The sequence below is a fragment of the Pseudomonas sp. LBUM1646 genome (assembly GCF_059716165.1).
In genome coordinates this window covers 5,774,928-5,799,249 of sequence record NZ_CP166810.1, presented here as the reverse complement: position 1 = coordinate 5,799,249, position 24,322 = coordinate 5,774,928, and the positions used below count along the sequence as shown (strand labels likewise).

The window sequence follows — 24,322 nt, the reverse complement described above, 5'->3', positions numbered from 1 at the left end:
ATTCAACATTAAATTAACCCACGCTGAACCAGGTCCTGATGGGCCGACAAGGGATCTTCGGCCAGGAACAAATCAGCAATTTCAGTAGTTTTTACGGGTAACTCGGCGTGGTGGATGCACACCGTTGGTCCGACAATCATTTTTGGGCAACTGACGCCATTCAAAAGTTTCGGCAACTGCGCAAGATTCATGGCTTTGCTGGAATACAGCAGTACGCCACGGGCCTGCAGATGTTCGACCGCCAGTGCGAGCTCACCGATCGGCAATGGCCAATCGAAGACTTCCACCGGGCAATCGGCGCTGCTGACCAGCCATGCGGTGAGCCACAGGTGGGGTTCCAAAGGTAAATCCGAATGATTGATCAACAGCAGCGGTGCAGTGCGCAATTGACGATTGTTATGGTAGATGCGCGCGCCGAATTTGCTGCGTAACCAGGAATAAAAGAACACGCGCTCCATGTGTGCGCCGAACTGGCCTTGCCAGCGTTGTTCCAGCTCGGTCAATAGCGGCATCAGCAGTTGTTTGCACAAGGTCCGTGGCGGGTACAGCGCCATGGCCTGATTAATGGTGTCATCGAGGGTGCGCTCGGCCAGTTGCGTGATCGCTTGCAGCAGGGCATGGCGCAGCCGTTGCCAATCGTTTTCGACTGAATCGGTGAAGGCTTGTGGGGTATCGAGCAGTTGCTTGACCTGGCTGACGGCCACGCCGCGATTGAGCCAGGTGAGAATTGTCAGGATTCGTTGTACGTGTTCGGCTGAGAACAACCGATGACCCTTGGGTGTGCGTTGCGGCACGATCAGGCCGTAGCGCCGTTCCCAGGCCCGCAGGGTGATGGCGTTGACCCCGGTCTGGCGCGCGACTTCACGAATCGGCAGCCAGCCTTCGTCCAGGGCTTTCTTGAAGTCGGCGCCGAGGTCTTCGCTGGCGCTGCTGTCGAGTGGGCTTTTCATTTAGATCGCATTTCGCAGGCTGAGGTTTTCCGGGTGCGGTTGCAGGTAAACCTGTTGCGCGATGTACGGATCCGGGTGTTGGCGGAAGTAATGCTTGAGCAGCGTCAGTGGCACCACCAACGGCACAATGCCGTGGAGGTATTGGCCGATGACGTGTTGCATTTCCTGTTTGTCTTCAGCGCTGATGGCCTGTTTGAGATAACCACTGATGTGTTGCAGGACGTTGGTGTGGGTGCGGCGGGTGGCGCATTTTTTCAGCGCCTCCATCAGCTCGCTGAAATAACGCGGACCGAGCGCTTTCGGATCGGTCTGGCCCATGTTGCCCAGCAGGTTGCCGAGGGTTTTGTACTGCACCGGGTTGTGGGCCATCAGCAGGTATTTGTAGCGCGAGTGAAAGTCGATCAGGCCGCGTCGGGTCAGGCCTTCCTGCAGCAATTGCTGCCAGGCGCTGTAGGCGAATACTCGCGTGAGGAAATTTTCCCGCAGCACCGGGTCGTTCAGACGGCCGTCTTCTTCCACCGGCAAGTCTGGGTGTTGTTCGCAGAAAGCCTGGGCGTAGATGCCGCGACCACCGCCGTCCACCGGGACGCCGTTGGCGTGATAGACCTTGACTCGCAACAACCCGCACGAAGGCGATTTCTGCATGAAGATGTAGCCGCAGATGTCGCCCAGTTCGGCGGCCATTTTCTGGCCGTACTCGGAGAGCGCTTGGGTGACGTTGATCTCGTGGTTCACCGTGCCGACGGCTTCGGGGCGGTCGGGATCGCCCACCAGGCGGATCGGTTCGCGAGGAATACCAAGGCCGATCGCAACTTCCGGGCAGACCGGTACGAAATCGAAATAGTCAGTGAGGATGTGACTGCACAGCCGCGATTCCTTGTGCCCGCCATTGAAGCGCACCTCGGCACCCATCAGGCAGGCACTGATCGCGATTTTCGGTTTGGCGGGGGCGATGGACATCGAAGCACCTCGAATCTAAACCTGTACAGAGAGTTGGCTCTGTACAACATAATCTTCATCATAGATTCGAGGCTGTACAAGTCAAATTATTTGTATAGGTTTTTTTGCGAGGGATAGATCGTTCCCCCCGCTCCGCGTGGGAATGACTCTAGGGACGCTTCGCGTCCAGTGACGCGCAGCGTCACGGGCTGCATTCCCACGCAGAGCGTGGGAACGATCAGTTCCAGCCCAACACCCAGGTGTCGCTATCTTTCAGGGTTCGCCAATCCAATCGCTCACTGCGCTGAGTCAACACCGCCTGCAATTCAACTTCCAGCACCGTGCCGTCCTCATCTCGGAACAGTTCCGTCACCAGAAAATGTTTTTCGCGGTTTTTCGGCTGGGCTGCTGTCCATTTCGACAGCAGCAATTTAGCGGGATTGATACGGTTCACTGCAGGTGCGCGTGCAAGCGGCGGGCGGCTTCCTGGCCGCTGAGCCAGGCCCCTTCGACGCGACCGGACAGGCACCAGTCGCCACACACGTACAGGCCCAGGTCGGCATCGGCCAACACCCCCCATTCATGGCTGGCTGCTGGGCGTGCATAAAGCCAGCGGTGGGCGAGGCTGAAGGTCGGCGCGGGCATTGCGCTGTGCAGCAGTTCGGCGAAAGCACCATGCAGTTGCTCGATCACGGCCTCTTTGGGCAGGTCGATGTGTTGTCGGCTCCAGTTGCTGGTGGCGTGCAGGACCCAGGTGTCGAGGGTGTTGTCGCGCCCGGGCTTGCTGCGGTTGCGGGCCAGCCAGTCGAGCGGGCTGTCTTGCACGAAACAGCCTTCCATGGGTGTATCCAACGGTTTGTCGAAGGCGAGGGCGATGGCCCAGGTCGGGTCCATTTTGACCCCGGCGGCGGCCCCCGCGAGCTTCGGTGCCGAGGCCAGCAACGCGGTGGCCTGAGGCGCCGGCGTGGCAATCACCACATGACTGAACGGACCATGGGTGAAGCCTTCGGCATCTTGCAAATGCCAATGCTCTTCACCGCGATAGACCTCGGTGATCCGGCAGGCGAAATGCACTTCCAGGTCGCCGAGCAGCGCGCGGGTGATGGCGCTCATGCGGGGGGTGCCGACCCAGCGTGTTTGCTCATCCGGCGAAAGATTGAGCTGGCCGCCCTGGAACGTATAGAGCTGCGGCGTCCATTCGGCGACCCAGCCATTGGCTTGCCAGCGCTGCACTTCGGTGACGAAGCGCCGGTCACGGGCCGTGAAATACTGCGCACCCATGTCCAGGGCACCAGCGTCACTGCGCTTGCTCGACATGCGTCCGCCGCTGCCACGGCTTTTATCGAAAAGTTGAACGACATGCCCGGCCTCCGTTAGGGCCTGGGCGGCTGAGAGCCCGGCGATGCCGGTGCCGATGATTGCGATAGGTACAGTCATAGGGGCCTCGTTTACCTTTCTGTACAGACTACGCCGTGGTTTAAACCTGTACAATATTGTTTTTTGGTATAACTTTTAGCGTTCTCGTTCTGACAGCTTGGCCTATTGTTAAACACAGACCCTGCCCGATACCAAAGATCCCTGCTTATAAAAATAGACTAGTGATCAAGGTAAAACGCCACGCGAGGAAGAAGTCATGCACATATTGCTGACCGGCGGTACTGGTTTGATAGGACGTCAGCTCTGCCATCACTGGTTGAGCCAAGGGCATCAGCTGACGGTCTGGAGTCGCACGCCTGCAAAAGTCGGCAAAATCTGTGGTGCTCAGGTGCGAGGGATTGCCCGTCTCGAAGACCTCGGCGAGGAACCGCTCGATGCCATTATCAATCTGGCGGGCGCACCGATTGGCGATCATTGGTGGACGACCCGGCGCAAGGCGCTGCTGTGGAGCAGTCGCATCTCCCTGACTGAATCTCTGCTGGCCTGGCTCGAAACCCGCGAGCAGAAACCCGAGGTGCTGATTTCGGGTTCGGCGGTGGGCTGGTATGGCGATGGGGGCGAGCGCGAGTTGACCGAGGATTCGCCGCCGGTGATCGATGATTTCGCCAGCCAGTTGTGCATCGCCTGGGAGGAAACCGCCCAGCGCGCCGAGGCCTTGGGCATTCGGGTGATTCTGGTGCGCACCGGGTTGGTGGTGTCCGCCGAGGGCGGCTTTTTGTCGCGGCTGTTGCTGCCGTTCAAACTGGGGCTGGGCGGGCCGATCGGTAATGGTCGGCAGTGGATGCCGTGGGTTCATATCAAGGATCAAATCGCCCTGATTGATTTTCTTCTGCATCGCAATGACGCCAGCGGTCCATATAATGCCTGCGCGCCCAAACCGGTGCGCAATCGCGAATTTGCCAAGACGCTGGGCAGCGTGTTGCACCGCCCGGCGTTCATGCCCATGCCGGCGCTGGCGTTGAAAGTGGGGCTGGGCGAAATGTCATTGCTGTTGCTGGGCGGCCAGAAGGCTGTGCCGGCGCGCTTGCTGGAAGCGGGTTTCACATTCCAGTTCACTGATTTACGCGCGGCCCTGGACGATCTGTCCAGCCGCCTCTGAAATAGGACGTTGCATGACCGATCACGCGTTGCTTCTGGTCAACCTGGGCTCACCTGCCTCCACCTCGGTGGCGGATGTGCGCAGCTACCTCAATCAATTTCTGATGGACCCGTATGTGATCGACCTGCCGTGGCCGGTGCGACGCTTGCTGGTATCGCTGATCCTGTTCAAGCGTCCGGAGCAGTCGGCCCACGCCTACGCCTCGATCTGGTGGGAGGAGGGCTCGCCACTGGTGGTGCTCAGCAAACGTCTGCAACAGGCCATGACCACCCGGTGGACCCACGGTCCCGTCGAGCTGGCGATGCGTTACGGCGAGCCGTCGATTGAAGCGAAACTGCTGCAACTGACCGCCCAGGGCCACAAGCGCATTACCCTCGCGCCACTTTATCCACAGTTTGCCGATAGCACGGTGACCACGGTGATCGAGGAAGCCAAACGGGTGGTGCGCGAGAAGAAACTCGACGTGCAGCTCTCGATTCTGCAGCCGTTCTACGATCAGCCGGAATACCTCGATGCGTTGGTGGCCAGTGCCAGACCTTATCTGGAGCAGGGTTACGATCACCTGCTGTTGAGTTTCCATGGTTTGCCGGAACGGCACCTGACCAAGCTCGATCCCACCGGTCAGCATTGCTTCAAAAACGAGGATTGCTGCAAGAATGCTTCACCGGCAGTTTTGGCGACGTGCTACCGCGCCCAATGCCTGCGCACAGCCTCTGAGTTCGCCAAGCGCATGGGCTTGCCGGATGGCAAGTGGTCGGTGTCGTTTCAGTCGCGTCTGGGGCGAGCGAAGTGGATCGAACCCTACACCGAAGCACGCCTCGATGAGTTGGGCAAAAGCGGGGCGAAGAAGATTCTGGTGATGTGCCCGGCGTTCGTCGCCGATTGCATCGAGACACTGGAAGAGATCGGGGATCGTGGGTTGGAGCAGTTCCGCGAAGCGGGAGGGGAGGAGTTGGTGCTGGTGCCGTGCCTTAACGATGACCCGCAGTGGGCGAAGGCGTTGAATGCGTTGTGTGAGCGAGCGCCGTTGGCGTTGTAATGATCGTTCCCACGCGACCCGTGGGAATGCAGCCCGGGACGCTCTGCGTCCCATTGGAACGCGGAGCGTCCCTTGAGGCATTCCCACGCGGAGCGTGGGAACGATCATTCAGCCTGCTTACAACAATGGCTCATCCGCCTTCTTGTGCTTCCAGCTGTCATTGCCCGGCAGCAACAGGTTCAGCGCAATCGCCACCACCGCACACAGCGCGATGCCTTTGAGGCCGAAGTCGTCCGGGCCAGTACCGGTGCCGACCAGCACACCGCCAATCCCGAACACCAGGGTTACCGAGACAATCACCAGATTGCGCGCCTCGCCCAAGTCGATCTTGTGGCGAATCAGCGTGTTCATGCCCACTGCCGCAATCGAGCCGAACAACAGACACAGAATCCCGCCCATCACCGGCACCGGGATGCTTTGCAGCAGCGCACCGAATTTGCCGACGAACGCCAGGCTGATGGCGAAGATCGCCGCCCAGGTCATGATTTTCGGGTTGTAGTTCTTGGTCAGCATCACCGCGCCCGTCACTTCGGCGTAGGTGGTATTAGGCGGGCCGCCGAACAAACCGGCGGCGGTGGTGGCAATGCCATCGCCGAGCAAGGTGCGGTGCAGGCCGGGTTTCTTCAGGTAATCGCGGCCGGTCACGCTACCGACCGCAATCACGCCGCCGATATGCTCGATGGCCGGGGCCAGCGCCACTGGAACAATGAACAGAATTGCCTGCCAGTTGAATTCCGGCGCCGTGAAGTGCGGAATTGCAAACCAGGGAGCAGCGGCAATCTTCGCGGTATCAACGACACCGAAATAGAACGCCATCGCAAAACCCACCAGCACGCCGGAGATGATCGGCACCAGGCGGAAGATACCTTTACCGAATACTGCGACGATCAGCGTGGTCAGCAGCGCGGGCATCGAGATCAGCATGGCGGTCTGGTAATGAATCAACTCGGAGCCGTCGCCAGCCTTGCCCATCGCCATGTTGGCGGCAATCGGCGCCATGGCCAGGCCGATGGAGATGATCACCGGACCAATCACCACCGGTGGCAGCAAACGGTCAATGAACCCGGTGCCTTTGATCTTCACGGCCAGGCCGAGGAAGGTGTAGACGAAACCCGCCGCCATTACGCCGCCCATGGTCGCCGCGAGGCCGAACTGGCCCTTGGCGAGGATGATCGGGGTGATGAAGGCAAAGCTCGAGGCCAGGAACACCGGCACCTGACGCCCGGTGACGATCTGAAACAGAATCGTCCCCAGACCTGCGGTGAACAGCGCCACGTTCGGATCGAGGCCAGTAATCAGCGGCATCAACACCAGGGCGCCGAACGCCACGAACAGCATCTGTGCACCCGACAGCACTGTGCGCCAGAGCGGATCGTTGAACTCCTCCTGCATGCTCAAGCGTCCTTCTGCTTGGTGCCGAAGATCTTGTCACCGGCATCGCCCAGGCCCGGAATGATGTAACCGTGTTCGTTGAGTTTTTCGTCAATGGAGGCGGTGTAGATCATCACGTCCGGGTGAGCTTTTCCTACGGCGGCGATGCCTTCAGGGGCGGCTACCAGCACCATGGCGCGGATATCCCGGCATCCAGCCTTTTTCAGCAGGTCGATGGTCGCGACCATGGAGCTGCCGGTGGCAAGCATCGGGTCGATGATCATTGCCAGGCGTTCGTTGATTTCCGGAACCAGTTTTTCCAGGTAGGTGTGGGCCTGCAGGGTCTGTTCGTTGCGGGCCACGCCCACGGCGCTGACTTTGGCACCCGGGATCAGGCTCAGCACGCCTTCGAGCATGCCGATACCGGCGCGCAGGATCGGCACCACGGTAATCTTCTTGCCGGCGATTTTCTCCACCGACACGGTGCCGCACCAACCTTCAATATCGTAGGTTTCCAGCGGCAGGTCTTTGGTGGCTTCATAGGTCAGCAGGGCACCGACTTCCTGAGCGAGCTCACGGAAATTCTTCGTGCTAATGTCTGCGCGGCGCATAAGGCCAAGTTTATGACGGATCAGCGGATGGCGGATCTCTTGGATGGGCATGGGGAAAGGCTCCGGCGGCGGGCAAAAAAACCGGCCTAGATTAATCTATCCGAGGGTGTTGTCCTATAGACATACAGTACGTTAGTCCACAAACGCTTGATTCGGCCGTGCTGGATGCGTACCTTTGCCCGCTTTTCCCGAATCCGTCCCTCCTGGAGAGCGCCATGCCTGCTGATCTCGAGCATATCCGTCAAATCATGCGAGAGGCTGACTGCCTGTACACCGAAGCTGAAGTCGAGGCGGCCATCGCCCGTGTCGGTGCACACATCAACGAACAGCTGGCTGACACTAACCCAGTGGTGTTCTGTGTGATGAACGGCGGGCTGATTTTTGCCGGCAAGCTGCTCACCCATCTGCACTTCCCGCTAGAAGCGTCCTACCTGCACGCCACCCGTTATCGCAACGAAACCAGCGGCGGCGACCTGTTCTGGAAAGCCAAGCCGGAAGTCTCGTTCCTCGACCGTGACGTGCTGATCATCGACGACATCCTCGATGAAGGTCACACCCTGGGCGCGATCATCGACTACTGCAAACATGCTGGCGCCCGCGCCGTGCACACCGCCGTACTGATCGACAAGGACCACGACCGCAAGGCTCGCCCGGACCTGAAAGCCGATTTCGTCGGCCTGCCGTGCATTGATCGCTACATCTTCGGTTACGGCATGGACTACAAAGGCTACTGGCGTAATGCCAACGGGATTTTTGCTGTTAAAGGGATGTAATCGATGACCACGCCGGGCTTTTTCGATCAAACGCTGTTTACGCAATTGGCCGAGAAAGCGGCGGCCAATCCGCGTGGCCGGCAGCATCACAACTTCCACCAGATGGAAGAGCCCTGCCACCGGATGGCGGTGGGGTTGCAGCCGAGCACGTATATCCCGCCTCACCGGCACCTGAGCGCCGACAAGGCGGAAACCTTGCTGGTGCTGCGCGGCCGTCTCGGTGTGCTGATCTTCGACGACGCGGGTCAGGTCACTGACAAGCGTGTCCTGCAGGCCGGCGGCGATTGCCTGGGCGTGGACCTGCCGGTGGGCATCTATCATGGCCTGGTGGTGCTGGAAGCCGACAGCCTGATGTTCGAGTGCAAGGCCGGTCCTTATCGCCCGGTTGGAGAAGGTGAGCTGGCTCACTGGGCGCCGCGTGAAGGCGAGGCGGGTGTGGCCGAGTATCAGGCCTGGATGCACGCGCAGTTTGATTGACACGTACCTGTAGCAGCTGCCGGAGGCTGCGTTCGGCGGCGAAGCCGTCGTAAATCCTGAATCGACGGTTTTAACTGACAACCGCGGTGCCTGATCCCTCGGCTGCTTCGCAGCCGGACGCAGCCTTCGGCAGCTGCTACAGTGCCCGGCCCCGCCCCGCCCTCCGGAGCCTGTCATGAGCCTTTTGATCCGCAGCTGCGCCGCCCTGTTGCTGACCCTCAGCCTGCCCCTGGCCGCCGCGCCGGCGCCGATGCACGCGCAGTTCCTGCCGCCGGACGACCTGACCCTGCGTGATGCCGAGCCGGAGCAACAGCAGCTGTTGCAGGTCACCGACTATTCGGTGGTGGTGGGGAGCCAGCGCCAATCCACTCAACAACCGATCCCGGTGACGTCACCGCTGCTGATCCGCCTCAAGGGCAAATCCTTGAACAAGGGCGCGACCATCAATCAGGTGCTGGTGAACTTCGATGGCGAAAGCAAAAGCCTGAAAAAACCGATCTACGACGAAAAGAGTAAAACCCTGACGCTCTATTACCCGGTGTCTCAATATCGGGTGGTGATCGATTTGCTGCGCAACGACACGGTGTATTGCCAGTTCCTCAGCTATGCCAACGGTCATGTCTGGGCCGATCTGCATACCGGCAGCGTTCGTGCGCGTTGAGCCCGGCGTCAATCGAGGGGTAAACTGCCCGCCCCGTGAAATGTCTGCGAGCTGGAGTCGGCAATGCGTAAAGATAAGAAGCAAGTGATTGGTGACGAGATCGGCGATGAGCAAATCAAACTGTTCCTCGATTTTGAACCGGTCGACGCCACTTCACCGTCGCTGCACAAACTGATCAAGGCCTATCGCGGCCTGCGCATCGATGATTTCGAGCGCTTCCTGACGTTTTTCGTCGCGGCCGGGTTTGACCTGGACGGCAAGGATGAGCACGGCAATGATTTCGTTGCGGTGATCAAGGATCAGCGTAATGCGGCCGAGTACATCGAGCTGATCGCCAAGGCTCGCGGTTAAAGATCTTAAGATCAAAAGATCGCAGCCTCGCTGCGCTCGACAGCTCCTACAGAGTGAAACGAGGCTGCGATCTTTCAAAGGCATAAAAAAACGCCCCGCTCTCAATGAGAACGGGGCGTTTTTTATGGGACCGAATCAAGCGTAGCTTTCGGTCTCGTTACTGGCTTCAACCAGTTCCAGTGCGACGTTGTTGTGCGCGTTGATCTTGCGATACAGCGCCGCGTCGGTTTCCAGGACCTTTTCCCTAGCCGGGAAGATTTCCGCCAGTTTGGCAGCCCACTCACTGGATGCTTTGTTCGGGAAGCACTTCTCGATCAGTTCCAGCATGATCGAAACCGTCACCGAAGCACCTGGCGAAGCGCCAAGCAGGGCAGCAAGCGAACCGTCCTTGGCCGCGACCAATTCGGTGCCGAACTGCAGAACGCCGCCCTTTTTCGGGTCTTTCTTAATGATCTGAACCCGTTGGCCGGCCACTTCCAGGCGCCAGTCTTCGGCTTTCGCTTCCGGGTAGAAGCGACGCAGGGATTCCAGGCGCTGTTCCATCGACTGCATCACTTCGCTGACCAGGTACTTGGTCAGGTCCATGTTGTTTTTCGCCACGGCCAGCATTGGGCCGATGTTGCCGGCGCGAACCGACAGCGGCAGGTCCATGAAGGAACCGTGTTTGAGGAACTTGGTGGTGAAACCGGCGTATGGCCCGAACAGCAGCGACTTGTTGCCATCGACGACGCGGGTGTCCAGGTGCGGCACCGACATCGGTGGCGAACCCACGGCAGCCTGGCTGTAGACCTTGGCCTGGTGATGCTTGACCACTTCCGGGTTGTCGCAACGCAGCCATTGGCCACTGATCGGGAAGCCGCCGAAGCCTTTGCTTTCTTCGATGCCCGAGGCCTGCAACAGCGGCAATGCCGCGCCGCCAGCGCCGAGGAAGACGAACTTGGCGTCGACTTCACGGGTGTTGCCGCTGTTGACGTCCTTGATGCTGACGGTCCAGCCGCTGCCGTTACGTTTCAGGCCAGTGACGCGCTTGCAGTACTTGACCTGGGCATCGGGTGCGCTGGTCAGGTGCTTGAGCAGTTGATTGGTCAGGGCGCCGAAATTGACGTCGGTGCCGTTCATCACGCGAGTGGCAGCGAGGACTTCGTCGGGCGAGCGGCCCGGCATCATCAGCGGCATCCACTCGGCCATCTTGGCCTTGTCTTCGGTGTATTCCATGTCGGAGAAGGCGTGGTGCTTGCTCAACACGTTGAAGCGTGACTTGAGGAACGACACGCCGCTATCGCCTTGCACGAAGCTCAGGTGCGGCACCGGGCTGATGAAGGATTTGCACGAGCCGAACGTGCCTTTTTTGGTCAGATACGACCAGAACTGCTTCGACACCTCGAACTGGGTGTTGATGTGCACGGCTTTCTTGATGTCGACGGTGCCGTCGGCGGCCTGCGGCGTGTAGTTGAGCTCACACAGCCCGGCGTGACCGGTACCGGCGTTGTTCCACGGGTTGGAACTCTCCGCGGCACCCGAATCCATCAGCTCGACGACTTCCAGCTTGATCGCGGGGTCGAGCTCTTTGAGCAGTACAGCGAGGGTGGCACTCATGATGCCGGCCCCTACGAGTACTACGTCGACTGCTTCGTTATGCGCCATTTAACGCGTCTCCAAAATCTGCAGCACCAAATTGTCGGCATGGCTGCCAGGTGTTCAGGGGCGTGTCAGTGATGCCCCAAGTACCCATGGCAGTGTCGCCATGTCCGAATCTTCGCAATTTTTCGCAACTTCGACGGACGCTACCGGCCGGGCCTATGAGTGATATGAACTCATTTCAGCACACGACTGGCAATTCGACTTATGGTCGAGACATCCGTTTGTGCAACCAAATCCGTAGCGGACAGGCTTCAGGCTCCGGTATTTGAGGCGTACCCGGTCCTGTGTCGTTGGGCTGTTTCAGACGCTAATGGTGCATGTTCAGACGCAAAACTATTCATTTGCTCGCCACACTCTTGTGAAGTTGTGAAAACCCGTTTTTTTCACGCTCTTTTGAAGACGTGAACCTCAAAAAAGGGCTGTCCCAGCCTGGCACCGTGCCCGGATGGATTGCCGCCATGGGATACATGACAGGCAAAACGGGCAAACAGCTCAGTAACCGAGCGTAATGACAGCTCTGCAGATTCGCGAAAAGTGGGGGTTTTGCTCAAGGAACAGCAAGCGCGCCAGCTTCACTCGATCTGTGTGGGCGGCTCTCTGTGGGCGGTGCGGGGTGCCAATACCGGGGCATTGACGGTGCTGCGAGGCCCGATCAGGAGACGTCCTTATAATCGGGGGGAGATTGTATCTAAGAAACGCAGGGAAATGGTCGTGTTTAATGACTTTTATTAGGCGTCTGGTCAGATGGACAACAGCGCCTGCACTCGTGAGCGAGGCTGATGCTGCCTGACGCGGGCGCTCGGGGGCAGGGGATGGTGCAACCAGTTGAGGCGGATTTCTTCGATTTCGACCCAGCCATCGCCCATGGGCTGCAGGCTGCATTGCTTGAAGGCCTGGCAATGGCCGTTGCGATCAAGCAGGGCAAAACTGCGGTGCAGCGGGCGGGGCGCGAACAACGAGATCAGATAACGCATGGCGAAGTACCTTGTGGGTGACTGCTGTGAAGGTTGCCATCAGGCCGTGACGTGAAAGTGTATGGGCGATGACAGATGTGTGACAGGAACCGGTTTCCGAAGGGTTTGTCAGAGATTTCAGTAATCGTTGAAGTCCCCTAGTTCACCGCAGTGGCCCACCGCTATACTGCCGGCCTGTTTGTGCCTGATTCTGGAGAGAAGAGCATGTTGCAACGCCTGTTGTTCGGTTTGATCACTGTGACCAGTTTGACCCTGGTTGGCTGCGCCCACAGCCCGCAACAACTGAACCCGGAGCCAAAGCTGACCACTCAACTGGCGCCGGTTGGCCATGGCCAGCAGGTTGTGGTGCGGGTGGTGGACGGTCGTCCGTCGCCAACCCTGGGGACCCGTGGTGGTCTGTACCCTGAGACCAGCGCGATCACCGTGCAGGGCGCGCAGATCCTGCCGAAGTTGCAGGCCCAGGCCGAGGCGGCCGTGCGTTTGCTCGGTTTTACCCCGGTGTCCAACGGCATGAATGCGCCGCAGTTGACCGTGACCCTGGCTGAGCTGAAGTACCAGTCGCCTAAAGAAGGCATGTACGTGACGGAAGCGACCATCGGCGCGACCTTCCGCTCCGATGTGCAGAATGCCAACCGCCGTTACAGCGGTCGTTACGGTGCCTCCCTGGATCAGCGTTTTGGTATGGCGCCGAATCAGGAAACCAACACCAAGCTGGTCAGCGATGTGTTGAGCGATGCACTGACGCGGTTGTTCAAGGACCCGACAGTGGGTCAGATTCTCGGCGAATAAGCTTTCGCGAGTTGCAAAAAAGCCCGGTGCCAGTGATGGCCCCGGGCTTTTTCATGCCCGCCGATTACCTATCACCTGTAGGAGCGAAGCGTGCTCGCGATAGCGGCTCAACATTCAACATTGATGCTGACTGACTGACTGAGGCACCGCCATCGCGAGCAAGCTTTGCTCCTGCGGGGGCGGGGTCAGGCGGCTTGCGAGTAGAAATCCAACACGCTCACGCCTGTGAGCAAATCCGTCTCTGGCAGGTCCGCGTGTTGATGCCCGCCGAGGGCGCAATACACCAACCAGTGGCGGTCCTGGACGTTGAAGGCGAGGCTGCCAACGAGATTCTGCTGTTCGTCGCTTTGGGCGATGAGGTAGAGGCGGTCCTGGTTTTCGGCGTGCAGCATGCTGTGCTCTGTGTCGGTTTCGAGGGGCGACAGACTGGCGCATTCAGATGACGACGCCATGACACAAGACAGTAATCGGCCCAATGGTTCGTTATTTGTTGCAAGCTTTCGGTAGAATCCGCGCCGCGGTCGTCGGTCCGGCGCCTGCCACGTTAGTTTTGCCCGAGGTCCGTGATGTCGTTGCATTTGATTTCGTTGTTTACCAACCATCCCGCCAAGTTGATCAACCTGCTGGCCTTGCTGATTGCCTTCCCGGGCTGCTGGCTGCTGCATGCCACCCGTCGCCGCGAACAGCGTGCGCTGGCCGTGCTTGAAGCGCATACCCAGAGCCGTCGTGTCGATGACGCGATGTTGATGCTCGATGGCGCCACCCAGCGCATGAACCGGTTTTTCTATCGATTCGGTTTTGCGTGCCTGGGTGTAGCGCTGATCGTTTCGTGGATCAGTACACGGTTTTGAATCGCTAAAAAGCAAAAAATCGCAGCCTTCGGCAGCTCCACATGGGATTTGTGTTCACCCAGTAGGAGCTGCGGAAGGCTGCGATCTTTTGATCTTCTTGCCGCTTAAAGCGGCAACCCGGCCTTCACACGGTACTGATTGCGCACCGGCGTCGCATATTGCAACACCATGAACGGCCGATGTTCCTCAGGGCAAGCCTCCAGCCGACGCTGCCATTCTTCCTGAGCCTTGGCCAGTTCATCCGCCGCAAACACCTCGGCGGCTTTCGGCACCTGCAACTGCGGATCAGCATCCTTCCACTGCGCGTAAGCCAGATAGTGCACCGGGAACAACCGGTAACCGCCGAGGATCTGCTTGTCCATTTCGATTGCCAATTGCTTGGTGTCATCGAACAGTGCGGTGATCGGCGAGGCGAAGTTCACGTGGACCCGGCCCTTGTAGCCGGTGATGCCCTTGGCGATGCTCACATCGTCCTCGCCCGGCACTTTGCTGTAGCTGCCAGTGGTGGCGCGGATGAACAGCTCGCGGGCCTTGGCCTGGTCGCACGGGTCGTATTCGTAGCTGATCGACACCGGGGTGACGTTCAGCGACTGGATAACTTCGCCGAACGGCTCGTCCTTGCGGCTCATGTGGAACATCTTGAGGATCGCCGACTCAGTACGGTCGTCGCCATCCTTGGCCCGACCTTCGGCCTGGGCGATCCAGATCGAGGCGCAGTCGTTGCGGATCGAGTGGTTGATGTAAGCCGACAGCAATTGGTAAGCAGCCATCTTCTCGCGGCGACCGGTGATCGAACGGTGCACGATGAAGCTCTTGTTCAGACGCATCAGATCGCTGACAAACGGCTTTTGCAGCAGGTTGTCGCCGATGGCGATACGCGGGGTCGGCAGGCCGGCGTGGTACACGGCATAGTTGACGAAGGCCGGGTCCATCACGATGTCGCGGTGGTTGGCGATGAACAGGTAGGCACTGCCGGACTTGAATTGCTCGACGCCGGTGTAAGTGACACCGTCGGTGGCGCGCTCGATGGTGTGGTCGACGTAAACCTCGACCTTGTCTTGCAAAGTGGCCACCGAGTTGACGCCGGCGAACTCACGGCGCAGCCGATGAGCTATAAGAGGTTTGAGCATCCAGCCAAAGGCACCGGCATAACGCGGGAAGCGGAAGTGGATGAGGATATCTAGAAGCGCCTTGTCGCCGAGCAGCCGCGCCAGCACCGCTGGGACTTCGCTGTCGTCGTAAGGTCGGATGGCATCGAATTCGCCCATCATGCTCTCTTGTTAGAAACGGCTAGGGTAAGTAAAGGTTTTGATCGAAAACCAGCGGGGCACGGTCTGAAAAGGTAGCCAGACAAAAATAGCCCTGCAAATAGACCGGCGATTATACGCACAAGTCACCTGGGAGACCGCGATGCTGGAAGCCGCACTGTATGAATGTCCGTATTGTGGTGAGGAGGTTGAGACTTCCGTGGACCTGTCGGGTGGTGATCAGACCTACATCGAGGACTGTCAGGTGTGTTGTCGACCCATAACGTTTGTGTTGCAGGTTGACGGAGAGGAATGGCATCTCGAAGTTTTTAGCGAAAACGATTGAGGGGCGCCCGATGCAGCGAATCTACGAACCGGAAAACCTGATGGAAGGCGAGTTGCTGCAAGGCATGCTGGCCAGCGAGGGCATCGAAGCGCATCTGGTGGGGCGGGATTTGCTCGGCGGCACAGGCGAATTGCCGATCTACGGTTTGCTGGGTTTGTCAGTGGATAACGATCAGGCCGAGTACGCCCGGGAACTGATCACCGCCTACAATGCCGCGCTGCCGGTGCCCGGTGATGAACCGGAAAGTTTTCCCGGCACGCTGGTCTGTTAGGCTGACGGTCGTTTTATCAAGAGTCGTGTTGCCCCATGTGTGGACGTTATGCCCTGTTTCGCTGGAACCCCGCCTTCGCGGCCCTGCCTGGCTTCCCCGCCGACCAGCGGGCCCAGTGGAATATTTCCCCCAACGATTCGGTGTTGATGCTGCGTGCCGGCACGGACGGCCAGCGTGAGTTGGCCCGTGCCCGCTGGGGCCTGACGCCGCCGTGGCTGACCGACTTGTCCCGCACCCCGGCCCATGCCCGGGCCGAAACCGTGGCCGAACAGCCGATGTTTCGCCAGGCCTTGCGCGAGCGCCGTTGCCTGTTGCCGGCCAATGGCTTCTACGAATGGCGCGGCACCACGCGCAAGCGCCCGTATTGGCTGACGCCGGGGGAGGGCTCGGCGCTGTTTTTCGCGGCGATCTGGGAAGCGTATCCTGTGCAGGAGCAGGTGTGGTTGAGCACGGCAGTGATTACCCAGCCGGCGGCGAGTCAGCGTCGGCCGTTGATTCTCGATGAGGCGGGGCAGGCGGCGTGGCTTGATCCGCAAACGCCGTTGCATGTGCTGCAGGGGTTGCTGGCCAGTGAACCCGCGGCGTTGCGCGAGCGGGTGCTGGCGAATCTGGTGAATGATCCGAAGCTCAATGGGCCGGAGTGTTTGACCCCTGGATGATGATCGTTCCCACGCAGAGCGTAATGATCGTTCCCACGCTCTGCGTGGGAATGAATCCCGTGACGCTCTGCGTCACAGTGGACGCGGAGCGTCCATGGCTGCATTCCCACGCAGAGCGTGGGAACGATCATTGAACCTCAAACCTTGAACTGATTGATCAACCGCCGCTGCTGTTCCGCCAACTTGGTCAGGTCCGCGCTGGCCGCACTCGACTCATCCGCCCCGCCAGCCACTTCATTGGCCACTTGCCCGATGTTGATCACGTTACGGTTGATGTCATCCGCCACCGCACTCTGTTCCTCGGCAGCGCTGGCAATCTGGGTGTTCATGTCATTGATCACCGACACCGCCTGAGTAATGGTCTCCAGCGCCTCGGCTGCCTTCGCCGCATGCTGCACACTTTCGTCGGTACGGTTCTGGCTGTCTTCCATGACCCGCACCACATCGCGGGTGCCTTGTTGCAACTGCTGGATCATGGTCTGGATTTCTTCGGTGGCCTTCTGGGTCTTTTGCGCCAGGTTGCGCACCTCATCGGCCACCACCGCAAAACCACGGCCCTGTTCACCGGCGCGCGCCGCTTCGATCGCGGCGTTCAACGCCAGCAAGTTAGTTTGCTCGGCGATCCCGCGAATGGCGGTGAGGATCGCGTTGATGTTCTCGCTGTCCTTGGCCAGGGTTTGCACCACGGCCACCGCTTTGCCGATTTCCACCGCCAGCACGCCAATCGAATTCGAAGTATCGCGCACGATTTGCATGCCTTGGGCCGCAGCCTTGTCCGCATGGCTGGCAGCTTGCGCCGCCGAGGTCGCGTTGCGCGCCACGTCCTGGGCGGTGGCAGTCATTTCATGCACCGCCGTGGCCACTTGATCAATCTCGGCCATTTGTTTGTGCACGCCGATGTTGGTGCGGATCGCGATGTCGGCGGTGTGTTCCGATGAATCACTGACGCTCTGCACCGACGTCACCACTTGGGTGATCATCGCCTGCAACTTGGCCAGGAAGGTGTTGAAGCCTTTGGCGATCGAGCCGAGTTCGTCGGCGCGGTCGCTGCTCAGGCGTCGCGTGAGATCGCCTTCGCCCTGAGCGATGTCGTCGAGCATGGCCACCATTTGCTTGAGCGGACGGGCGATGCCGTGGCCAACCAGCCAGATCACCAGCAAGCCGATACCAGCGATCAGCAAGCCGACCATGGCCATGCCGAAGGTGTCGGATTTGCGTTGCTTATCCAGATCACCCTGGAGTTTTTGCAGGTCGGCCATCACCGCGTTCAGCGGCAATTGCAGCATCAGTGTCCAGCGGGCGTCGGTCTGACCGATGCCGAACGGCAGGTACAACTCGATGCGGCCATTGGCTTTATCGACGGTGTAGGTCACTTCGCCACGCTTGAGATTGGCCATGTTGGCAATCTGCTGGCTGTCGAGGATGTCGCTGACCTTCTCGCCGAATTTGCTCGGGTCCTTGGTGTAGGCGACGATCCGGCCGTTGCCGCCGATCAGCGCCATCACGCCCGAGCCGCTGTACAGTTTCTGGTTGGCGCCCAGGAGCATTTCCTGGATGAAGTTCACCGACAGGTCGGCGCCGACTATGCCCTGAAAGGTGCCGTTGAGCATGATCGGTTCAATAAAGGAGGCGAGCATGACGATTTTGTCGCCGACCTTGTAGGGCGCCGGATCGATCACGCAGGATTTCCTGGTTTCTTTCGAGCACAGGTAGTACTCGCTGGCGCGCACGCCGGTGGACAGGGTTTTCTGGTCGTCGACGTCCACCAGTTTGTCCAGGCCCAGGCTGCCGTCCTCGTTGCGGAACCACCACGGCAGGAAACGCCCGTTGGCGGCGTCGATGCCGACCACTTTGGTGTCGAGGTAAGCCGCATCATTATGGTCCAGGGCGTTTTTTTCCCAGCCGATGTAGGTGCCGAGGATTTTCGGGTTCTTGGTGACGTTTTCCTTGATCAGGCTGATCAACTGCTCACGGCTGAGGTTCAGTTGCGGCTGGCCATCAGCGCCCGGGGTGCCGATCAGTTCGTTGACCCGCACCAGGCCCCCGGCAATCAGCAGCGGCGCTTCGAGTTCGCGCTGTATCTGGCTGACCTGGGTTTGTGCCAGGGACGTCAGGCGCTGCTCGATGACTTGCTCGAACTGCGCCTGGGTCCGTTCCTGAACCATGTCTTGCGTCCGGGCGCCGGAAAACAGTGCATACAGCACCAGGGCCGCCACGACACTGAGGACGATGGCGCCGGCAAGGGCGGCTACGGAAAACTGGATCGACTTGAATTTCATGGGTGCTCCGCACGCAAGAGGACGTCTGCGCTGCTGTATCGGCAGGGGCCTCGGGGACCATGAGCGGGTAATGGCGAAATGACTGTTTTGGAGCGCTGAAGGTCGCAACTGAAGCGTGGGGAGGGCGTGGCCTGCGGGGTTTTGTGAATTTTTTTCTGTTGCGCAGTCGATTCTGTCTGAAAAGTGCGTGCTACACGTCTGTTGTATCTGGCGCCGATACAATTCACCGCCTAGGATACGCGGCATGTTTTCAGGGAGCTTTATTGATGAACAAGACATTGGTTGCAAGTGCATTGAGCGCGGGTCTGTTGCTCGCCGGTTGTCAGTCGGTCAACACCACCAGCGGCGGAGCCGTAGGGGTTGAGCGCAAGCAGTACATGTTCAGCATGCTGTCGAGCCAGGAAGTCGACCAGATGTATGCCCAGTCCTATCAGAAGACAGTAGGCGAGGCGACGAACAAAGGGGTGCTGGACAAAACCAGTACCGATGCCAAGCGCATCCAGGCGATCGCCGACCGACTGATTGCCCAGGCACCGAACTTCCGTCCGGATTCGGCCCAGTGGAAGTGGGAAGTCAATCTGATCAAGAGCGATGAGCTCAACGCCAACTGCGGTCCTGGCGGCAAGATCATTTTCTATACAGGGCTGATCGACAGCCTGAAACTCACCGACGATGAAATCGCCGCAGTCATGGGACATGAAATCGCCCACGCCCTGCGCGAGCATGGTCGTGAAGCGATGTCCAAGGCCTACGGCATCGAGATGGCCAAGCAGGGCGCTGGTGCCTTGTTCGGTCTGGGCCAGGACAGCCTGGCCCTGGCCGACACCGTGGCCAACTACGGCATGACGCTGCCTAACAGCCGTTCCAACGAAAACGAGGCCGACCTGATCGGCCTGGAACTGGCGGCCCGCGCCGGCTATAACCCGAATGCAGCGATCACCTTGTGGAACAAGATGAGCAAGGCTTCGGAAGGTTCGCCGCCGGAGTTCATGAGCACTCACCCGGCGTCGGCCAGTCGTATTGCTTCGTTGCAGGCAGCGATTCCGAAAGTCATGCCGCTTTATGAGAAAGCCTCGAAGTCTTGAGTTGAAAAAGGCGCTCCTGTTTTGCAGGAGCGCCTTGATGTTCAATTGTCTGTTTCTGGCGTGGCAAATGTATCTCTATATATTCCATCCGAGTCCTTCATCAGATACTCAATAAAGATGTTATTGGCGCGCGGGTTGTAATCATATTGTTCGCCAAATATGAAAAAGAACTCACACTCGATCTCGTAATACCGTGCACCTGATTGCTTGACGAAGTTAATCCTGAAGGGATTCCCTGCACCATCCGAAACGGTAAAGTGTGATTCCTCGCCCACGGCAGGAAACGTCCAGTAGTAACTGTTCTGTGAATCACTTTCGTATTGGTCGGCATACGTAATGTAACGGCCCTCAACGTTTCCGGCATGAAGCTGGGCCTCTCCTCTCAGTGACTCCAGGTCGTCCAGACTTTTTTCAGTGCGGCCGGTTAAACGAACATGCACTCGTTTCGTGTCAATAGTATCCACCGTTGCCGTAAAGCCACAGTCGTGGCTAAACGGTACGGGTGGAATGTCAGTAGTTCCGGTTTCAGCGGTGGGGCTGTGGGTCTTCATGGTGACGATCCTTGTGGTCGGCAGCGAGATCAGAAGCCACGAATATAGGCGTGTCGGGTAGTTGCCAATAGCTGTCAACTTTGACAGCTATTGGCGGTTGGTTATTGATAGCTAGTCTCTACCCGATCGTTGTGAGGTGGGCCAGATCAAACCCACCCGCTACTCTGCATCGCCTTGTACACCGCAACAATCGCCAGCACCAGGAACGCCAACGCCGCCAGTCGACGAATCAAGGTCAACGGCAGTTTGTCCGCCGCAAAGTTACCCGCCAATACCACGGGCACGTTGGCAATCAACATCCCGGCGGTGGTGCCGATGATCACCAGCCACAGGTCCGGGTATTGCGCCGCGAGCATGACGGTGGCGACCTGGGTCTTGTCGCCCATCTCGGCGAGGAAGAACGCAATCAGCGTGGTCAGGAACGGCCCGAACTTGCGGGCGGTGCTGGCTTCGTCGTCGTCCATTTTGTCTGGCACCAGGGTCCACAACGCCGTCGCGGTGAAGCTCGCGGCGAGGATCCAGTGCAACGTCGCATTCGAGAAGAAACTGCCGAACCAGGCACCTACCGCACCGGCCGCCGCGTGGTTGGCCAGGGTCGCGGCGACGATGCCGGCGATGATCGGCCAGGGTTTGCGAAAGCGAGCCGCAAGAATGAGCGCGAGCAGTTGCGTCTTGTCGCCGATTTCGGCCAAGGCAACGATTGCGGTGGGAACGAGAAGAGAATCCAGCATCAGGGTTTTCCTAAGGGGCGGGTCGACACGGCTATGACACGTACAGCCTTCCCGCCCCGGGTAAGGTGTTCGTGTCATAGGTCTTGTCAAACCCTGGCGATCCGTCTGTGCGGACGCTTGGGTCGCATACGCCATGGTCTGTTGACCAAGTATGTTGACGTATGCCGGACGAGCATGGCGCTCGTGGGAGACTACTCCCCTAGGACGGAGCGGATTCTGCCTAGGCAAATCCGATTGGGCAAGAACAAATTTCTAGCCGCGTTTGGCTCGGTAGATTCTGAAACCCTGACCTTCAGCCTTGATCGCACACACGCCGAGGTGCTCCTCGATCAGTGGCTGATACTTGAGGAAACTGTTAGCGACCAAGCGCAGTTCACCACCGTTTTTCAGATGTTTGGCTGCTTTTCGCAGCAAGTTCTCGGTGGCGAAATAATCAGTGTGCACGCCGACATGGAAGGGCGGATTGCTCAAAATCGCACTCAAACCCATCGGCGCGGCATCGATGCCATCGCCCGTAATCACCTCGGCTTCCAGACCGTTGGCGGCTAAGGTCAGGCGACTGCTGGCAGCGGCAAATGCATCGACGTCGAGCAACGTCACCTGATTGTGTGGATAACGACGTTTGACGGCCGCACCCAACACCCCGGCACCGCAACCGAAGTCCAGCAAGTGGCCGCTGGGCAACTTGTCCAGATGTTCCAGCAGCAGGGCACTGCCGCGATCGAGGCGACCGTGGCTGAACACACCTGGCAAACTGATGACTTTCAGCGGCCCTTCGGCCAATGGCAGTTCGTATTCCTGGGCCAGGCTTTCCAGCGACTTGGCTTCTGGCGCGTTGGCCACGGTGACTTGCCACAACTGGCAATGCCGCGCGCTGTCGAGCTTGCGCGGTTTGCCAAACGGGTTCAGTTGCTTGGCCGCGCCTTCGATGCCGCTGCGTTTTTCGCCGACCAGGTACAACTCGCGACCGGCCAGGCGTGAGGCGAGGGCGTTGAGGATGTAGTCGGTCAGGTCCTTGGACTTGGGCAGAAACACCACCGCCGTCTCGAACTCGCGCTCGGGCGCATTGACGCCAAACTGGCTGCGCTCGGCAAAGCGTGCATCGAGCGCCGCTTGATCGCCGGCATGCCAGCACCAGCCGTGGGCATCGGGCAGGCGACCGAGCAAATCGTCGGCGGGCAAACCGGCCAGCAACACCGAACCCTGGAATAACTCGGCCTGACGAAGCAGTACTTCACTGCGCGGATCCATACTCTGCTCCCTGAAAAAAAGTGCCGCAGTTTATCAACTGACGACCCGCAGCGCCTTACCGCTGAAGTAGCCCTGAGCGTTTTCGGTCAACTGACCAACGATCCGCTGCCGCGCTTCGCGACTGCCCCAGGCGTTGTGCGGGGTGACAATCAGTCGAGGGATGTCGTGGGCCAACAGTGGGTTGCCCGCTGTTGGTGGCTCAACGCTGAGCACATCCGTGGCCGCGCCACCGAGGTGACCGTTGCGCAAGGCATCGGCCAGTGCCTGTTCGTCGATCAGGCCGCCGCGGGCGGTGTTGACCACAAATGCGCCCGGTTTCATCGAGGCCAGTTCACGGGCACCGATAAAGTGCCGGGTGTGTTCATTGAGCGGGCAGTGCAGCGTCAGGGCGTCGATTTGCGGCAGCAGTTCATTCAATGGCAAGCGATCCGGGCGGGCCGGGCGGCCGGGAATCTGCCCCAGCAACACGCGCATGCCGAAGGCTTCGGCCAACCGTGCGACGGCGCCGCCCAGTTCGCCGTGGCCGAGCAGGCCGAGGGTTTTGCCTTCCAGTTCGACGATCGGGTAATCCAATAGACAGAACTGTTTAGCCTGCTGCCAGCGACCTTCGCCGACGGCTTTTTGGTAGTCCGCCAAGCGTGTCGCCAGATTGAGCAACAGCATGATCGTGTGCTGGGCCACCGACGGCGTGCCGTAGCCCTGGCAGTTGCAAACAGTAATCCCGTGGGCGCGAGCGGCGGCCAGATCGACGTTGTTGGTGCCGGTAGCGGTGATCAGGATCAGCTTGAGTTCGGGGCTGGCGGCGATGGCGTCGGCGTCGATCAGGATCTTGTTGCTGATGGCCACGGTGGCGCCCTTGAGGCGCTCGATCACCTGATCCGGCGAGGTCTGGGCGAACAACTGCAAGTCGCTGAAGCAATCGCGCAAAGGCGTCAGGTCGAGGTCGCCCAGATCCAGGGACGGGTGGTCGAGGAAAACGGCGCGGCGAGAGTTCGTCATCAACTGTACCTTTTGTGCAATGAACTGAAGGCGTAATCTGCCGAGCCTACCAGATGAAACAAATGGTTACGCCCTGCGCCAGAGTCGTGCGGCTAATGCAGATGCAAGCACTGTGTAGCAGCTGGCGCAGCCTGCGTTCGGCTGCGCAGCAGTCGTAAATCCTGAGCACGCGTTTTTTCTGAAGCACCGCATCACCTGAATTCACGACTGCTGCGCAGCCGAACGCAGGCTTCGCCAGCTGCTACAAGGGGTGTGGTTTTTCCCGGTTATTTTATTTATCTGCCCCAGAGGAGCCCCCATGTACTGGACAGAATTCTTGACCGTCGCCCTGATTCACCTGCTGGCCGTCGCCAGCCCCGGCCCGGACTTCGCCGTGGTGGTACGTGAGAGCGTGACCCACGGTCGGCGTGCCGGAACCTGGACTGCGCTGGGTGTGGGTACGGCGATTTTCCTGCACGTCGGTTATTCGCTGCTCGGCATCGGCCTGATCGTGTCCCAGTCGATCGTGCTGTTCAACGCTTTGAAATGGGCGGCCGCCGCGTACCTGCTGTACATCGGCTTCAAGGCCTTGCGCGCGCAACCCGCCAAACCGGTATCCGACGACCTGCACAAGGAAGTCGGCGAACGCACCGCACGTGGCGCGTTTACGTCGGGCTTCGTCACCAATGGCCTGAACCCCAAAGCCACGCTGTTCTTTCTCTCGCTGTTCACCGTGGTGATCAACCCGCATACGCCGTTGGCGGTACAAGCCGGTTACGGGATTTACCTCGCCGTAGCGACGGCGGTCTGGTTCTGCCTGGTGGCGATGCTGTTCAGCCAGCAGCGGGTACGCGCCGGTTTCGCCCGCATGGGCCACTGGTTCGACCGGACCATGGGCGCGGTACTGATCGCCATCGGCGTGAAACTCGCCTTCACCGAGATGCATTGATGCCTGTAGGAT

Annotated in this window: 28 protein-coding genes, 1 pseudogene and 1 riboswitch; of the genes and pseudogenes, 13 read left to right on the top strand and 16 right to left on the bottom strand. The window is 59.4% G+C overall.

What is annotated here, in order from left to right; all coding sequences use genetic code 11:
• Positions 1-8: 8 nt before the first annotated feature.
• From ACA071_RS26400 to ACA071_RS26385, 4 genes are all read right to left on the bottom strand, one after another.
• Positions 9-950, bottom strand: a complete 942-nt coding sequence (locus tag ACA071_RS26400) for a MerR family transcriptional regulator (protein WP_497641784.1) — start codon at positions 948-950, stop codon at positions 9-11.
• Entirely contained in the window at positions 951-1,910 is a 960-nt protein-coding gene (locus tag ACA071_RS26395; RefSeq protein ID WP_497641783.1) for a YbgA family protein, read from the bottom strand. It lies immediately after the preceding gene.
• Between the two features lie 217 nt (positions 1,911-2,127).
• A complete protein-coding gene (locus tag ACA071_RS26390; protein ID WP_497641782.1) occupies positions 2,128-2,343 on the bottom strand; it encodes a TIGR02450 family Trp-rich protein in 216 nt (71 codons plus the stop codon).
• Positions 2,340-3,326 carry an NAD(P)/FAD-dependent oxidoreductase gene (locus ACA071_RS26385; RefSeq protein ID WP_497641781.1) on the bottom strand — a complete coding sequence of 329 codons (987 nt, stop codon included), beginning with the start codon at positions 3,324-3,326 and terminating at the stop codon, positions 2,340-2,342. Before ACA071_RS26385 ends, ACA071_RS26390 begins: the two co-directional genes overlap by 4 nt.
• Positions 3,327-3,522: 196 nt before the next feature.
• On the opposite strand from ACA071_RS26385, the gene ACA071_RS26380 reads away from it, so the two are divergent.
• Positions 3,523-4,425, top strand: coding sequence for a TIGR01777 family oxidoreductase (locus tag ACA071_RS26380; RefSeq protein WP_497641780.1), 903 nt, complete (start codon positions 3,523-3,525; stop codon positions 4,423-4,425).
• 13 nt (positions 4,426-4,438) lie between these two features.
• Positions 4,439-5,464 carry a ferrochelatase gene (gene hemH / locus ACA071_RS26375; RefSeq protein ID WP_497641779.1) on the top strand — a complete coding sequence of 342 codons (1,026 nt, stop codon included), beginning with the start codon at positions 4,439-4,441 and terminating at the stop codon, positions 5,462-5,464.
• Positions 5,465-5,581: 117 nt separating this feature from the next.
• Here hemH and ACA071_RS26370 read toward each other — a convergent pair whose 3' ends face one another.
• Positions 5,582-6,856 (bottom strand): uracil-xanthine permease family protein, encoded by a 1,275-nt coding sequence (locus tag ACA071_RS26370; RefSeq protein ID WP_121757255.1) that lies wholly within the window; start codon positions 6,854-6,856, stop codon positions 5,582-5,584.
• Between the two features lie 2 nt (positions 6,857-6,858).
• A complete protein-coding gene (gene upp / locus ACA071_RS26365) occupies positions 6,859-7,497 on the bottom strand; it encodes a uracil phosphoribosyltransferase (protein ID WP_201193530.1) in 639 nt (212 codons plus the stop codon).
• A gap of 164 nt (positions 7,498-7,661) precedes the next feature.
• On the opposite strand from upp, the gene ACA071_RS26360 reads away from it, so the two are divergent.
• The 4 genes from ACA071_RS26360 to ACA071_RS26345 all read left to right on the top strand — a co-directional run bounded on the left by ACA071_RS26360 (position 7,662) and on the right by ACA071_RS26345 (position 9,708).
• Positions 7,662-8,219 (top strand): hypoxanthine-guanine phosphoribosyltransferase, encoded by a 558-nt coding sequence (locus ACA071_RS26360; RefSeq protein WP_133840271.1) that lies wholly within the window; start codon positions 7,662-7,664, stop codon positions 8,217-8,219.
• A gap of 3 nt (positions 8,220-8,222) precedes the next feature.
• Positions 8,223-8,696: a WbuC family cupin fold metalloprotein gene (locus ACA071_RS26355; RefSeq protein ID WP_497641778.1), complete on the top strand. Its 474-nt coding sequence runs from the start codon at positions 8,223-8,225 to the stop codon at positions 8,694-8,696.
• Positions 8,697-8,871: 175 nt separating this feature from the next.
• Positions 8,872-9,357, top strand: coding sequence for a hypothetical protein (locus ACA071_RS26350; RefSeq protein WP_497641777.1), 486 nt, complete (start codon positions 8,872-8,874; stop codon positions 9,355-9,357).
• 63 nt (positions 9,358-9,420) lie between these two features.
• Positions 9,421-9,708: a PA4642 family protein gene (locus tag ACA071_RS26345; RefSeq protein ID WP_429512428.1), complete on the top strand. Its 288-nt coding sequence runs from the start codon at positions 9,421-9,423 to the stop codon at positions 9,706-9,708.
• Between the two features lie 135 nt (positions 9,709-9,843).
• Here the strand turns inward: ACA071_RS26345 and mqo are convergent, their stop codons facing one another.
• Both mqo and ACA071_RS26335 read right to left on the bottom strand, forming a co-directional pair.
• The gene (mqo, locus tag ACA071_RS26340; RefSeq protein WP_497641776.1) at positions 9,844-11,352 is read right to left on the bottom strand and encodes a malate dehydrogenase (quinone); all 1,509 of its coding nucleotides are present in this window, start codon (positions 11,350-11,352) and stop codon (positions 9,844-9,846) included.
• A 737-nt stretch (positions 11,353-12,089) separates the two neighbouring features.
• Entirely contained in the window at positions 12,090-12,323 is a 234-nt protein-coding gene (locus ACA071_RS26335; protein ID WP_054045638.1) for a hypothetical protein, read from the bottom strand.
• A 204-nt stretch (positions 12,324-12,527) separates the two neighbouring features.
• Here ACA071_RS26335 and ACA071_RS26330 point away from each other — a divergent pair, with 204 nt between their 5' ends.
• The gene (locus tag ACA071_RS26330) at positions 12,528-13,112 is read left to right on the top strand and encodes a YajG family lipoprotein (protein ID WP_123410123.1); all 585 of its coding nucleotides are present in this window, start codon (positions 12,528-12,530) and stop codon (positions 13,110-13,112) included.
• Between the two features lie 185 nt (positions 13,113-13,297).
• Here ACA071_RS26330 and ACA071_RS26325 read toward each other — a convergent pair whose 3' ends face one another.
• Positions 13,298-13,504, bottom strand: a complete 207-nt coding sequence (locus ACA071_RS26325; protein WP_010458215.1) for a hypothetical protein — start codon at positions 13,502-13,504, stop codon at positions 13,298-13,300.
• Positions 13,505-13,678: 174 nt separating this feature from the next.
• Here ACA071_RS26325 and ACA071_RS26320 point away from each other — a divergent pair, with 174 nt between their 5' ends.
• Positions 13,679-13,963, top strand: a complete 285-nt coding sequence (locus ACA071_RS26320; protein ID WP_497641775.1) for a hypothetical protein — start codon at positions 13,679-13,681, stop codon at positions 13,961-13,963.
• Positions 13,964-14,067: 104 nt separating this feature from the next.
• Here ACA071_RS26320 and ACA071_RS26315 read toward each other — a convergent pair whose 3' ends face one another.
• Positions 14,068-15,231: a 1-acyl-sn-glycerol-3-phosphate acyltransferase gene (locus tag ACA071_RS26315; protein ID WP_497641774.1), complete on the bottom strand. Its 1,164-nt coding sequence runs from the start codon at positions 15,229-15,231 to the stop codon at positions 14,068-14,070.
• Positions 15,232-15,373: 142 nt separating this feature from the next.
• Between ACA071_RS26315 and ACA071_RS26310 the strand changes: the two genes are divergently transcribed.
• From ACA071_RS26310 to ACA071_RS26300, 3 genes are read left to right on the top strand one after another with little or no spacing between them, the layout of a single operon-like run.
• Entirely contained in the window at positions 15,374-15,556 is a 183-nt protein-coding gene (locus tag ACA071_RS26310; protein ID WP_497641773.1) for a CPXCG motif-containing cysteine-rich protein, read from the top strand.
• 10 nt (positions 15,557-15,566) lie between these two features.
• Entirely contained in the window at positions 15,567-15,827 is a 261-nt protein-coding gene (locus ACA071_RS26305; protein WP_497641772.1) for a putative signal transducing protein, read from the top strand.
• Positions 15,828-15,862: 35 nt separating this feature from the next.
• Positions 15,863-16,486: an SOS response-associated peptidase gene (locus tag ACA071_RS26300; protein ID WP_497641771.1), complete on the top strand. Its 624-nt coding sequence runs from the start codon at positions 15,863-15,865 to the stop codon at positions 16,484-16,486.
• A gap of 137 nt (positions 16,487-16,623) precedes the next feature.
• Here the strand turns inward: ACA071_RS26300 and ACA071_RS26295 are convergent, their stop codons facing one another.
• Both ACA071_RS26295 and ACA071_RS26290 read right to left on the bottom strand, forming a co-directional pair.
• Positions 16,624-17,367 carry a methyl-accepting chemotaxis protein gene (locus tag ACA071_RS26295; RefSeq protein ID WP_372242364.1) on the bottom strand — a complete coding sequence of 248 codons (744 nt, stop codon included), beginning with the start codon at positions 17,365-17,367 and terminating at the stop codon, positions 16,624-16,626.
• Positions 17,368-17,478: 111 nt separating this feature from the next.
• A pseudogene (locus ACA071_RS26290) lies at positions 17,479-17,676 on the bottom strand (HAMP domain-containing protein); the annotation flags it as partial.
• A 1,355-nt stretch (positions 17,677-19,031) separates the two neighbouring features.
• Here ACA071_RS26290 and ACA071_RS26285 point away from each other — a divergent pair.
• Entirely contained in the window at positions 19,032-19,850 is an 819-nt protein-coding gene (locus tag ACA071_RS26285; protein WP_497641770.1) for a M48 family metallopeptidase, read from the top strand.
• 41 nt (positions 19,851-19,891) lie between these two features.
• Here the strand turns inward: ACA071_RS26285 and ACA071_RS26280 are convergent, their stop codons facing one another.
• The 4 genes from ACA071_RS26280 to ACA071_RS26265 form a co-directional block, all read right to left on the bottom strand.
• A complete protein-coding gene (locus ACA071_RS26280; protein WP_497641769.1) occupies positions 19,892-20,401 on the bottom strand; it encodes a hypothetical protein in 510 nt (169 codons plus the stop codon).
• Positions 20,402-20,547: 146 nt separating this feature from the next.
• On the bottom strand, positions 20,548-21,132 hold the full coding sequence (locus ACA071_RS26275) for a TMEM165/GDT1 family protein (RefSeq protein ID WP_497641768.1): 585 nt from the start codon (positions 21,130-21,132) through the stop codon (positions 20,548-20,550).
• Between the two features lie 88 nt (positions 21,133-21,220).
• Positions 21,221-21,345: riboswitch (yybP-ykoY riboswitch) on the bottom strand.
• Positions 21,346-21,384: 39 nt separating this feature from the next.
• Positions 21,385-22,383 carry a methyltransferase gene (locus ACA071_RS26270; RefSeq protein WP_054613545.1) on the bottom strand — a complete coding sequence of 333 codons (999 nt, stop codon included), beginning with the start codon at positions 22,381-22,383 and terminating at the stop codon, positions 21,385-21,387.
• Between the two features lie 33 nt (positions 22,384-22,416).
• The gene (locus ACA071_RS26265) at positions 22,417-23,382 is read right to left on the bottom strand and encodes a 2-hydroxyacid dehydrogenase (protein WP_497641767.1); all 966 of its coding nucleotides are present in this window, start codon (positions 23,380-23,382) and stop codon (positions 22,417-22,419) included.
• A gap of 298 nt (positions 23,383-23,680) precedes the next feature.
• Here ACA071_RS26265 and ACA071_RS26260 point away from each other — a divergent pair, with 298 nt between their 5' ends.
• Positions 23,681-24,310 (top strand): LysE family translocator, encoded by a 630-nt coding sequence (locus ACA071_RS26260; RefSeq protein WP_497641766.1) that lies wholly within the window; start codon positions 23,681-23,683, stop codon positions 24,308-24,310.
• Positions 24,311-24,322 lie beyond the last annotated feature (12 nt).